The 12546-nt window shown below is 53.7% G+C and carries 11 protein-coding genes and 2 tRNA genes; 5 read left to right on the plus strand and 8 right to left on the minus strand.

The window, feature by feature from the left end; all coding sequences use genetic code 11:
- Position 1: 1 nt before the first annotated feature.
- The 4 genes from frr to rpsB all read right to left on the minus strand — a co-directional run bounded on the left by frr (position 2) and on the right by rpsB (position 3118).
- A complete protein-coding gene (gene frr / locus QZW03_RS04430; protein ID WP_296508666.1) occupies positions 2 to 562 on the minus strand; it encodes a ribosome recycling factor in 561 nt (186 codons plus the stop codon).
- 35 nt (positions 563 to 597) lie between these two features.
- Positions 598 to 1320 (minus strand): UMP kinase, encoded by a 723-nt coding sequence (gene pyrH / locus QZW03_RS04435; protein WP_296508668.1) that lies wholly within the window; start codon positions 1318 to 1320, stop codon positions 598 to 600.
- A gap of 39 nt (positions 1321 to 1359) precedes the next feature.
- Positions 1360 to 2283, minus strand: coding sequence for a translation elongation factor Ts (tsf, locus tag QZW03_RS04440; protein WP_296508669.1), 924 nt, complete (start codon positions 2281 to 2283; stop codon positions 1360 to 1362).
- An 82-nt stretch (positions 2284 to 2365) separates the two neighbouring features.
- Positions 2366 to 3118 carry a 30S ribosomal protein S2 gene (gene rpsB, locus QZW03_RS04445; protein WP_296508671.1) on the minus strand — a complete coding sequence of 251 codons (753 nt, stop codon included), beginning with the start codon at positions 3116 to 3118 and terminating at the stop codon, positions 2366 to 2368.
- Positions 3119 to 3381: 263 nt separating this feature from the next.
- On the opposite strand from rpsB, the gene QZW03_RS04450 reads away from it, so the two are divergent.
- The 4 genes from QZW03_RS04450 (at position 3382) to QZW03_RS04465 (ending at position 7855) form a co-directional block, all read left to right on the plus strand.
- The gene (locus tag QZW03_RS04450) at positions 3382 to 4626 is read left to right on the plus strand and encodes an FAD-dependent oxidoreductase (protein ID WP_296508673.1); all 1245 of its coding nucleotides are present in this window, start codon (positions 3382 to 3384) and stop codon (positions 4624 to 4626) included.
- Between the two features lie 45 nt (positions 4627 to 4671).
- Entirely contained in the window at positions 4672 to 5514 is an 843-nt protein-coding gene (locus QZW03_RS04455; RefSeq protein WP_296508675.1) for an HDOD domain-containing protein, read from the plus strand.
- Positions 5515 to 5526: 12 nt separating this feature from the next.
- On the plus strand, positions 5527 to 6414 hold the full coding sequence (locus tag QZW03_RS04460) for an MBL fold metallo-hydrolase (protein ID WP_296508676.1): 888 nt from the start codon (positions 5527 to 5529) through the stop codon (positions 6412 to 6414).
- Positions 6415 to 6529: 115 nt separating this feature from the next.
- The gene (locus QZW03_RS04465) at positions 6530 to 7855 is read left to right on the plus strand and encodes an NAD(P)H-hydrate dehydratase (protein WP_296508678.1); all 1326 of its coding nucleotides are present in this window, start codon (positions 6530 to 6532) and stop codon (positions 7853 to 7855) included.
- Between the two features lie 59 nt (positions 7856 to 7914).
- On the opposite strand, the gene rnr is transcribed toward QZW03_RS04465, so the two are convergent.
- Entirely contained in the window at positions 7915 to 10182 is a 2268-nt protein-coding gene (rnr, locus tag QZW03_RS04470; protein ID WP_296508680.1) for a ribonuclease R, read from the minus strand.
- Between the two features lie 49 nt (positions 10183 to 10231).
- On the opposite strand from rnr, the gene QZW03_RS04475 reads away from it, so the two are divergent.
- A tRNA-Leu gene (locus QZW03_RS04475) sits at positions 10232 to 10316 on the plus strand.
- Between the two features lie 107 nt (positions 10317 to 10423).
- Here the strand turns inward: QZW03_RS04475 and rimO are convergent.
- The 3 genes from rimO to QZW03_RS04490 form a co-directional block, all read right to left on the minus strand.
- A complete protein-coding gene (gene rimO / locus QZW03_RS04480) occupies positions 10424 to 11827 on the minus strand; it encodes a 30S ribosomal protein S12 methylthiotransferase RimO (RefSeq protein WP_296508682.1) in 1404 nt (467 codons plus the stop codon).
- 45 nt (positions 11828 to 11872) lie between these two features.
- Positions 11873 to 12322, minus strand: a complete 450-nt coding sequence (phaR, locus tag QZW03_RS04485) for a polyhydroxyalkanoate synthesis repressor PhaR (RefSeq protein WP_296508683.1) — start codon at positions 12320 to 12322, stop codon at positions 11873 to 11875.
- Between the two features lie 119 nt (positions 12323 to 12441).
- Positions 12442 to 12518: transfer RNA gene (locus QZW03_RS04490), tRNA-Val, on the minus strand.
- Positions 12519 to 12546 lie beyond the last annotated feature (28 nt).

Genomic DNA, 12546 nt, shown 5'->3' on the forward strand with positions numbered 1-12546 from the left:
CTCAAACAGCCATCAGATCTTGCTCTTTAGATGCGACCAAGCGATCAATTTCTGCAATGTGCCTATCGGTCGTTTTCTGAACATCGGCCTCGCAACGCTTCTGATCATCCTCGGACGCAAGCTTGTCTTTCACGAGCTTCTTAACTGCCTCATTTGCATCACGGCGCAGGTTCCGCACTGCGACCTTACTGGCCTCACCTTCATTCCGAACTACCTTGGTAAGCTCTTTACGACGCTCCTCCGTCATGGCAGGCATTGGCACACGGATTAACTCGCCCATGCTGGATGGATTCAAGCCGAGGTCGCTATCGCGAATGGCTTTCTCGATCTTGGGGGCCATATTCTTCTCCCAAGGCTGCACGCTAATTGTGCGGGCATCAATCAAGGACAGGTTCGCCACTTGGCTGAGTGGAACCATCGATCCGTAGTAATCAACTTGAACCGTATCCAGCAACGCTGGATTCGCACGTCCAGTGCGAACTTTCGTCAAATTATTTTTCAAAGCTGCGATGGATTGATCCATCTTGCCATCCAGCGTTTTCTTGATCTCTTCAATGGACATGTTTACCTCGCGTACTCTTCACTGCTACTTGATTTTCAAACGTGCACCAGTGTGCCTTCGTCCTCACCCATTACAACGCGCTTCAACGCACCATGTTTAAAAATCGAGAACACTTTAATCGGTAACTTTTGGTCGCGGCAAAGTGCAAACGCCGCAGCATCCATGATGCCCAGATTCTGGGTCATGGCTTCATTAAATGTAATTTTGGAGTAACGGGTCGCATCGGGATCCTTCTTGGGATCGGCGGTGTACACCCCATCCACCTTGGTGGCCTTCAGGACAATTTCAGCTCCGATTTCAGCACCGCGCAATGCCGCAGCAGTGTCCGTCGTGAAGAAGGGATTACCGGTACCCGCTGCGAAAATAACAACCTTACCTTCTTCAAGGTACTGAAGAGCCTTGGGGCGCACATAGGGCTCGACGACTTGCTCAATGCCGATGGCCGACATGACGCGAGCCGTCAATCCGGCCTTATTCATAGTGTCACCCAAGGCCAAAGCATTCATGACCGTTGCGAGCATGCCCATGTAGTCCGCTGTGGCACGATCCATTCCGACCGATCCACCAGCAACACCCCTGAAGATATTCCCCCCACCAATCACAACCGCAACCTCGACACCCAAACGGGTCACTTCAGCGATCTCATCCACCATGCGAACGATGGTGTCGCGATTGATACCGAACTGGTCATCGCCCATAAGAGCCTCGCCAGACAGCTTCAGCAAGATTCTTTTGTAAGCAGGTTTGGCTTGACTCATAGTTGACTCCCGTTCGGTGGACGATTCGCTTGATTTGATTTATGCGGACTGCTTAGCTGCGGCAACTTGTGCAGCAACTTCAGCGGCAAAGTCATCAACCTTCTTTTCAATACCTTCGCCAACAACGTACAAGGTGAACCCTTTTACCGACGTATTGACGGACTTGAGCATTTGCTCGACGGTTTGCTTGTCATTCTTGACGAAAGGCTGATTGAACAGAGAGACTTCTTTGAGGTACTTCTGAACGCCGCCTTCAATGCGCTTTGCCACGATTTCAGCAGACTGAACCGGTTTGCCTGCGGCGGTAGCAACCGCAGCATCTTCGGCAGCCTTTGCAGCTGCGACGGAGCGCTCGCGCTCTACGAGTTCGGCAGGCACTTGGTCTGCGGACAAAGACACCGGCTTCATTGCAGCCACGTGCATCGCCACATCCTTAGCCGCCGACTCTTCGCCGTCGAACTCCACCACGACTCCGATACGGGTGCCGTGCAGGTAGGATGCCAATTTGGTAGAGCCATCGAAATGCTTGAACCGACGGAAAGTCATGTTTTCACCGATTTTGCCAATCAAGCCCTTGCGAACATCTTCCAAGGTTGGCCCGAAACCGTCTTGCTCGTAAGCCAAAGCGCTCAAAGCCGCTACATCCGCAGGGTTGTGCTGGGCTACGAGCGCAGCCGCTGCACCTGCCAAGGCCAAGAAGCTATCGTTCTTGGTCACAAAGTCTGTTTCGCAATTCACTTCAATCAAAGCGCCTACGCCGTTGGCGATGCTCGATGCAACTACGCCTTCAGCAGTCACGCGCGCAGCAGCCTTACCGGCCTTGCTGCCCAACTTCACGCGCAAAATTTCTTCTGCTTTGCCCATGTCGCCGTCAGCTTCTGTCAAAGCTTTCTTGCACTCCATCATCGGTGCGTCTGTCTTGCCGCGCAGTTCCGCCACCATGCTCGCTGTAATTGCTGCCATTTGTATTCTCCGAATTTCAACAGTTTAAATAAAGGCTAAAAAAAAGGGGCAACGAAGCCCCCTTTTCCGGGTGCAGAGAGACTTAAGCGGAAGCTTCGCTCACTTCAACAAACTCGTCATCGCCTTCAGCGGCAACGGCCTTGACCACGTCATCAACCGCATTCGCACGGCCTTCCAGAATCGCATCAGCGATTCCCCGGGCGTACAGAGTCACAGCCTTAGAAGAGTCATCGTTACCAGGGATCACATAGTCGATACCTTCAGGAGAGTGATTGGAATCAACCACACCAACCAAGGGAATGCCCAGTTTACGAGCCTCAGCAATTGCAATTTTGTGGTAGCCGACGTCAATCACGAAGATTGCATCAGGCAATGCATTCATTTCTTGGATGCCGCCGATGTCTTTCTCCAGTTTTTCGAGTTCACGGGCGAACATCAACTGCTCTTTTTTGCTCATGCTATCCAAGCCGGCTTCTTGCTGGACTTTCATGTCCTTCAAGCGCTTGATGGATGTCTTCACTGTTTTGAAATTCGTCAACATGCCGCCCAACCAACGCTGGTCGACAAATGGAACGCCAGCGCGTTGCGCTTCAGCAGCAACGATTTCACGGGCTTGGCGCTTTGTACCAACCATCAAAATGGTGCCGCGCTTAGCTGACAGCTGACGAACGAACTTCGCAGCCTCCTGGAACATCGGCAGCGATTTTTCCAGGTTAATGATGTGAATCTTGTTGCGATGACCGAAGATGAACGGTGCCATCTTGGGATTCCAGAAGCGGGTCTGGTGACCGAAGTGGACACCTGCTTCCAACATTTCGCGCATTGTTACTGCCATATTTAACTCCAAAGGTTTGGTCTGAAATCCGTCCCACTTATTGCCAGAACACTACGCACTAGCAACACCTTGAGAGGACGGTTTGCGTTTACATAGGCGGAGCTTCCACCTAAGCCGGTCGAGTATAGCACGCGAAGCAGATTAGGCTGCAGGGCAGCGGCACTGGGGCCACCGAGGCAGTAGAAGAAACTGCTGCTCGAAACACCGCAAAGCTGTGAAAAAATAGAAGGTAGTGGACATACGTTAGAAACCTGAGAATTCAAATGAAAATCGCGATTGTGGGAGCGGGTGTTGTAGGGTTAATGACTGCACAAGAGCTATCCGACAAAGGACATGAAGTTGCAGTGTTTGACAGAAACGGTGCAGCAGGGGAAGGCAGCACGTTCGCTAGCGGGGGAATTTTCGATGCTAGCTACCCCCTTCCACTTGCCGGCACGGGCAGTCACCTTAGTCGTTTTTTGCGGCAAACCAGGGGCTTTTCATCCGTTCGCTGGACGAGATTGGGCGATGTTCATTGGATTTGGCAGCGCGCTCGGTTTCACTCAGACGCATTGGCCGCACGTCGCGAAGACGTAGCAAGCAAGCTTATCCAGTCAGGAATCGATATCAATGTCGATTTGATTGCGAAACACCAATGGGATCAAGAGCAAAGCTTCGGCCAAACAGTTCTTCTGAAGAATGAAGCCGACATCATGGCCTACGAGGCGCGGCTCCCCGCAATCAGAGATGCGGGGCTAAGCTGCCAGACGCTCGAGAGATCAGAGATCCACGCGATTGAGCCATCGCTCGCGGGTAATGACAGTTTTTTAAAAGCAATTCACTTTCCACAAAACTGGGTGGTTAACTGTCGACAGCTAGTCTTGAACACCAAACAAGAGCTAGCAAAGAATGGAGTGAACTTTCAATTTAATTGCAAGGTGACTGAAGTCGTACCCGGTGGCCAACCGCTCTTGCGAACCGAGAGCGGAGGGTCGATGTCATTCGATCACATCGTTTTATGCACCGAAAGTTTGCCAACCCCAACATTTGTCAGACTCCCTCTCCGTGCGCCCCTAGTCACCATCAGTGCATACGCTCTGAGCGTCCCGATACGCGAGCCACTCAATGCACCTAAAAGTGCAATTCGGGACGCCAACACCGGCATCACCATCAGTAGATTGGGACGGCGCATTCGTGTCTGCGGCGGTGGCGAGCTCAACATGTCGAACAAGCTGCACCATGACAAACAGCTTGTCTCGAGACTCTTCAAGACCTTGGATCAGTATTTTCCAGGCTCCGCGAGTTACGCCGCAGGCACGCAAATTTGGCGAGGAAGCAACACCCATACTGCAGATGGACTCCCACTAGTGGGCAAAGCAGGTGTGCCCGGCGTATGGCTGAATATGGCGCACGGCTCCAATGGAGCTGGCATGGCCAGCGCAGCTGCGAGGTTACTATGCGAGCAAATCGAAGCGAAATCTACTCACCTCGCTGGTGAGTACCTTGACCCTCTTCGGTTTAGCCGCTGAAACTCAGCTTCCGTCAAGTCCACGCGAGTCGCTAAGGGGAACAACATGAGCCCGGAACTTTCTCAAAAACTGTCAGCAGCAGTGGAAAGAATGCCTGCGTTTCCCAAGAGCGTTGAAAAGATTTTGGCGTTGACTCGAGATGTCAACAGCACCCCCAAAGACTTAGTGGACGTTATCGACAAAGATCCGGTCGTGACGGTCAAGGTCCTCAAAGTGGTGAACTCCGCTTACTACAGCCTCCCCCGACAGGTGACATCAATCGGCCATGCGGTCGTGTACCTGGGGTTCAACACGATCAAGAACCTTGCGTTAAGTATTGCTGCCATCGGCATGCTGCCCAAAGAAAATGACTCGGGATTCGACGTGCAGCAGTACTTGTTGCACTCGCTGGCAACGGCCAGTATTGCCAAGCAACTCGCCAGCAAAGTCGACAACGCCGACCCAATGGACTGCTTCATTGCCGGACTTTTGCATGATTTCGGCAAGGTTGTTTTTGCGCAGTTTATGCCTGCCGAGTTCAAAACCGCTCTAGCCATTAGCGCACAGGACAAGAGCTCTTTACATACGGCACTTCGCGCTACTATTGGGGCAGACCACGCTTTGGTTGGGGCGATGCTGGTGGAGAAGTGGCGGTTTGCTCCGGCTCTGATCGAAACCATCCGCCACCAACGACCCGATGACTTCAAAGACACCGACATGATTGCATGCGTATTCGCAGCCAACCAGATTAGCAAGCGACTGGAATTCGGGTTTGCAGGCAACCATTGGATCGACGAGCTGCCAGCATCTTTGCAAAAGAGACTTGGCGGAAACCTGGATGAGGTCATAGCCTCGCTAGGTGACCTCGCGCCGGTTTTTCAAGAAGCTCAAGTTTTTGCCAAGCTGTAAAGGACGCGCAATATGAAAGTCAGGTTCTGGGGCGTTCGCGGCTCCATCGCATCCCCCGGCCCCAAGACTATGCGTTATGGCGGCAATACGACGTGCATCGAAATCCGCACGGACAACAACGAGTTAATCATCTTGGATGCAGGGACCGGGATATTCCCTCTTTCACAGACTTTGCTGGCAGAAATGCCAGTTTCGGCCAACGTGCTGATTACCCACTCCCACTGGGATCACATCCAGGGCTTGCCGTTCTTTATTCCCAACTTCATTCCCGGAAACACCTTAAGACTCCATGGTGGCTTTGATCCGGTATCCGGCAAAGGGATCGAACATGTGATGTCCGTTCAGTTGCAGTACAGCTACTTCCCGGTACGAGAAGAAGAAATGAAAGCCCGCATTGAATACGTCACTCTAGAGCCCGGTGTCCCCGTTGAGATCGGGAGTGCCATCGTCACTCCATGCTTACTTAACCACCCTGTGGTGGACTTTGGCTATCGCATCGACTGCAACGGGAAATCAGTATTTTTCACCGGTGATCACGAGCCACCCTACAACATTTACGAACCCGACGACGAAGGTTATGAACAGTACCAAGCGTTCGTCGAAGAGAAAAATCAGGTCATCCTGGAGGCCACTCGCGGCGTAGATGTGCTGATTGCAGACACTTCCTACACAGCATCAGAGTACCCTGGAAAAAAAGGGTGGGGACATGGAACGTTTAGCACCAGCATTGATTTAGCTCACCAATGTGGCGCAAAAGTTCTGTTTTGCACGCACCACGAGCCCACACGGAGTGATGACGCTTTGGAGCAAGTCTTTTCAGACGCACTACAACAGCACTCGGCTATCACCCGCAATATGGACATCCGACTAGCCCGCGAAGGCGACTGCTATGAATTCTGAGTGGATCGTGGGTTCAAAAGGCCCACGATCCACTTCAGAGCATGCCCTGTTGTCTACGTCACAAATCCGGAGCCTAGAGGCTCAAGCGTTAACGCCCGCAGGAAACTCGTCTCTGATGGAAATTGCCGGACTGGAGATCGCCAAATGGGTGATAGCTCAAGTGCCGCATGCGGAAACCATCTGGATAGCCTGCGGCCGTGGCAACAATGGGGGCGATGGCATGGAGGCTGCCATCCACCTTCACGGCTGGGGAAAGAACGTCAAGGTTTCTCTCCTGCCCGGCGAAAGCCAACTCGCCGCCGAATCCTCAAAAGCACGGGACAAGCTGGCGCGCGCGGGCATCAGCATTCAAGCAGAACCTCCGGCATTCTGGGATGTGTGCGTAGACGCCTTACTTGGCATCGGCTTGCGTTGCGCGCCGTTGGATCCCTATGGGCGCTGGATAGAACTGATGAACCACCATCACAGCCCTACTCTGGCGGTGGACACACCAAGCGGCTTGAATGCTGACACCGGCTCCACTCCAGGCAAATGGGTACGTGCCAATGCAACTTTGACCCTGCTCGGACTAAAACCCGGACTTTTCACAGGACAAGGCCGCGATGCTTGCGGGGATATCTGGTTAAACAACCTTGGCATCAATTCCACACGTGAATCATTCGCAAGCCTGAATCCGCCTTCGGAGTTGCCGTTCAGGCAACATTCCAGTCACAAAGGTTCTTTTGGGGATGTTGGCATCTTGGGCGGTGCCCAGGGCATGGAAGGAGCGGCCGTATTAGCTGCCCGCGCTGCACTCCATGCGGGTGCAGGTCGGGTTTATTTGGCTTGCTTGCACGGCTCGGAGTTACAAGCCCTCAGCATTCCTAAAGACATCATGCGACGCCAGCCGGAGGCACTTGCGCCAATGGGCCTCACACTGGTTGCGGGCTGCGGCGGTGGAGAAGAAATAAGCCGCTTCTTACCCAACTGGATTAGACAAGCCGAGCGCTTGGTACTAGACGCCGATGCCCTCAATGCCATCGCACGGGAGCCCGACTTAGCCCAAATGCTGCCGCATCGCCCACCAGAAACAACCGTATTGACACCTCACCCTCTCGAGGCGGCACGCCTGCTCGGATGTAACACAGCCGATGTTCAAGCAGACCGAATCCAAGCAGCGCAACGACTGGCGGATGTCTTTCAATGCACGGTGATACTCAAGGGTTCGGGCAGCATCATTGCGGCGCCCGGTAAAAGACCGCGTGTCAACCCCACTGGAAATGCATTGCTGGCGATTGGGGGTACAGGGGATGTACTCGCGGGCCTGACGGGCACCCTCCTAGGACAGCACAGAAGCGCTTGGGACGCGGCCTCCCATGCCTGCTACTTACATGGTGCTTTGGCAGACCGCTGGCCAACAGGCAAGGCCCTGACAGCGAGCAGATTGCTTGATTCCATGTAAATAGAGCTGCAGCCCAATAAATATATGGGCTAGCAGCTCCTATTTTTATAGCAAATAGCTTAGCGACGCTTCTTTGCGACTTTCTTCGCCGAAGTAGCGGATTTCTCTGCAGGACGGCCGGAACGAGACTGCTTCGCTGCCGAACGTTGCTGCCGGACTTTTCCTTTGAACAATGGACTGTGCGTCGCATCAGCCTCGGCACGTGCATTGAGCTCGGGCCGACTTGATTTCTGATCCCGGGCTCCACCTTTTTCAGAGGCTGCCCTTACTGGCGTGCCATGCCCTTCCTGAACCAAGCGGAAGTCGATTTTTCGTCCATCGAGGTCAACCCGACTCACCTGAATACGGACTCGCGTGCCAATGGCATAACGTATTCCCGTGCGCTCGCCCCGGAGCTCCTGCCGAGCTTCATCAAACCGGAAGTACTCTCCGCCCAGTTCAGTGATGTGAACCAAGCCTTCGACATACATCGCATCAAGAGTCACAAATAGTCCAAAGGTCGTCGCTGATGACACGACGCCGGAATACTCCTCACCCAAGTGCTCCCGCATGTATTTGCACTTCAGCCAAGCCTCCACGTCACGGCTGGCTTCATCAGCACGACGTTCATTCGCACTGCAATGCAAGCCCGCGGCCTGCCACGCAGTTCCCTCCGCTGTAAGCTTCTTGGGTTTCGTCGCCGGATTGTCAACGCGGGAAGCCAGATTCTTTTCAAGTCGACGGGCCAGTTTGGCATGCGCCTCTCCGGGGGTTGGCAATACCGGTAGCTGGTACTTCGCCTTGGCGAGGATCGCCTTAATCACCCGGTGCACCAGCAAATCAGGGTACCGCCGTATCGGACTCGTAAAGTGCGTGTAGGCGTCAAATGCCAACCCGAAGTGACCGCTATTCACAGGCGTGTAGATGGCCTGCGACATGGACCGCAGCAGCATGGAGTGAATTTGCTGCGCATCAGGCCGGTCTTTGGTGGCTTCGGCTATCGCTTGGAACTCTCCGGGCGCAGGCTTATCACTGATCGAGAGCCCGATTCCGCTAACCTTCAAATAGTTTCGCAGTGTTTCTTGCTTTTCCGGAGTAGGACCTTCATGCACCCGGAACAGTCCCTGGTGCTTATTCTGGGCAATGAAATCTGCGCTGCATACGTTGGCCGCCAACATGGCCTCTTCAATCAAGCGGTGTGCCGTATTTCGTGTACGCGGCACGATTTTCTCGATGCGCCCGTTTTCGTCACAAACGATTTGTGTTTCAGTCGTCTCAAAATCCACAGCACCACGCTTGTGGCGCGACTTCAGGAGGGCTTGATAGACGCCGTGCAAATCCAATAAGTGGGGCACCAATTCTTTGCGCTTGCTGGCCTCAGGTCCCCGCGTATTGCCCAAAATAGCAGCAACTTCGGTGTAAGTAAACCGGGCATGACTCCACATTACCGCCGGATAGAACTGATAGGCATCGACCTGACCATCTGCCGTCACAAACATGTCGCACACCATGCACAAGCGTTCGACCTCAGGATTCAGCGAGCACAAGCCGTTGGACAACTTCTCAGGCAGCATCGGAATGACACGACGCGGAAAATACACACTGGTCGCGCGGTCGTAAGCGTCTACATCAATAGCATTTCCGGTTTCAACGTAGTGACTGACATCTGCAATAGCAACCAATAACCGCCACCCTTTGACCGCTGTTTTACCGCGGCCCTTGGTTGCAGGCTCACAGTAGACCGCATCATCAAAGTCGCGAGCATCCTCTCCGTCGATCGTGACCAATGGCACATCTGTTAAGTCGATGCGTTGCAATTTATCTTGTGGCCGCACCTTGTCCGGCAAGGTGCGCGCCAAAGCAACGCACGCATCAGAGAACTCGTGAGGCACGCTGTACTTGCGAACCGCGATCTCGATCTCCATGCCGGGGTCATCAACCTCTCCGAGCACTTCCTTGATGCGCCCCACAGGCTGCCCAAAAAGTGCGGGGGGCTCAATCAACTCAACGACCACTACCTGCCCGGGCTTCGCCACACTGGTGGCGCCCTTGGGAATCAAAACGTCTTGGCCGTAACGCTTGTCCTCCGGAGCTACTAGCCAGACGCCACTCTCCTGAAGCAAGCGGCCAATAATCGGCTGCTTCGATCGCTCTGTGATTTCCACCACGCGGCCCTCGGGACGGCCCTTCCTGTCACTGCGGACAATACGCACCTTGACGCGGTCTTTGTGCAGCACTGCACGCATCTCATTGGGGGGAAGATAAATGTCAGCGGCACCGTCATCGCGGGACACGAAACCGTGTCCATCCCGATGCCCTTGAACAATTCCTTCAACTTCTTCCAGCAATCCGCTGTTTTGGCCTAAATGTTTGATATACTTCTCTCTTTCCTGAGATGCCCAGATGGCGGAATTGGTAGACGCACTAGTTTCAGGTACTAGCGAGTAACATCGTGGAGGTTCGAGTCCTCTTCTGGGCACCAACAATGGTAATGTAGATAATGAAAAGCCGCTGTGAAAACAGCGGCTTTTTTTTGCCTGTGTGATTGAAGCCACTGCGAACTCTTCAGCATCGCAGCGGCAATAAAATTTATATAGGAAGAGCGACTAGGTCGTGCCCTTGCGCACTGACTATGCGGGCTTTGGTGAACTCACCGACCTTCAGCGTCTTGCTGATTTTCTCGGGCGGCAACAGCCTGACAACGCCATCAATCTCAGGCGCATCCGCATAACTCCGACCCACGCCCCCTTTGCGGCCCAACGCTGGCGCCGAATCAACCAACACCTGCATTACAGAACCCACACGACGCTGCAAACGCGCAGCAGAGACTTCCTCTGCCACTTGCATAAAGCGTGCGCGCCGCTCTTCGCGAACCTCTACCGGCAACATACCCGGCAATTCATTGGCCGTAGCCCCACCAACTGCGCTATACGCAAAACAGCCGGCGCGATCGATCTGGGCCTCACGGACAAAGTCAAGCAAGTGCTCAAACTCCGCTTCGGTTTCGCCCGGGAATCCCGCAATAAACGTACTCCGCACAACAAGCTCCGGACAAGCTTCACGCCACTGCTGCAAGCGCTCGAGGTTCTTCTCACCACTCGCAGGACGCTTCATGCGACGCAATACATCAGGGTGGCTGTGCTGCAGGGGCACGTCTAAATAAGGAAGCACCCGACCAGTCGCCATCAAAGGCACCACCTCATCCACACTTGGATAGGGATACACATAGTGCAACCGCACCCACGCCCCATAGGGCTCCGCAATATTCCCGAGTGACTGCACCAACTCCAGCATCCGGGTCTTCACAGGCTTGCCGTCCCAAAAGCCCGTGCGGTATTTCACATCCACGCCATAAGCAGATGTATCTTGGCTGATAACCAACAGCTCTTTCACGCCGCCTTCAAACAGTGCCCGAGCTTCACTCAGCACATCCCCGATGGGGCGAGACACCAAATTTCCGCGCATGCTGGGGATGATGCAAAACGTGCAGCGGTGGTTGCAGCCTTCGCTGATTTTCAAATACGCGTAATGACGTGGCGTCAACTTGACACCAGCCACACCAAAGGATTGCGGCACCAAATCCAGGAATGGGTCGTGCGGTTTAGGTAGATTCAAATGCACCGCATCCATCACCTCTTGGGTCGCATGGGGCCCGGTCACAGCCAGCACCTTTGGGTGCATTTGGCGCACCATGTTTTCACCACCATCGGTAGTCTTGGCACCAAGACAGCCCGTGACGATGACGCGGCCATTTTCAGCCAGCGCCTCCCCAATAGTGTCCAGACTTTCTTTCACCGCATCATCAATAAAACCGCAGGTATTGACGATCACCAAGTCCGCACCCTGGAATGTTTTGGATGTCTGGTAACCCTCGGCGCTTAACTGCGTCAGGATGAGTTCAGAGTCTGTCAATGCTTTAGGGCAACCCAAACTTACGAAACCGACCTTTGGCGCAGCAGAGGTAGCAGGAAGAGGATTCAAAATTTCAGTCATAGTGTGAAGTTCCAGAGTCCGCCCCTCAAACACCCGCCAGCTAGCTCATCGCTTGATGCCGAAGGTGCCGAGAAACTGCTCGGTTTGTTTTTGCATGTGTTCCTGCATTTGCTGGAACATGTTGTTACCCATAACGCCCTGCACCATCGGAGCCTGCAAGTCCATGAGCGCTTGCATGTTTTTCTCAAGATAACCGCCCATCATTCCCTGCATAGCGTGGCCATAGAAGCGAATGATGTTGGACAAAACCGGCGCCGTAAACATGGGTGAACCATTCGCCTCTTCTTCCAGAATAATCTGCAACAAGATACTACGGGTGAGATCCTCGCCTGACTTCGCGTCTACCACCGCAAAAGTCTCGCTATCCATCACGAGTTGCTTGATTTCAGCCAAGGTGATGTAGGTCGACGTATCCGTATCGTACAGGCGCCGATTAGGGTATTTCTTGATGACCCGCTGAGCAGTCTTATTATCTTTCGAGGAGGTTTTTTGCATGTCGATCGCTCTGCACTAGGTGTGTGAGCCAAGTTAGTGTTGCACTGCAACACATTCTAGAGAGAGACCGTCTGACGCTAACCTAGGATTACCCTAGCTGAGGCCGGATCGGAAAATGTTGGTAGGCGCAATTGGACTCGAACCAACGACCCCCACCATGTCAAGGTGGTGCTCTAACCAGCTGAGCTATGCGCCTACATTTATCCGAGAGGCCGAAGTATAGC

Origin of the sequence: Rhodoferax sp. (assembly GCF_013297935.1) — a bacterium.
Taxonomy (GTDB): domain Bacteria; phylum Pseudomonadota; class Gammaproteobacteria; order Burkholderiales; family Burkholderiaceae_C; genus Allorhodoferax.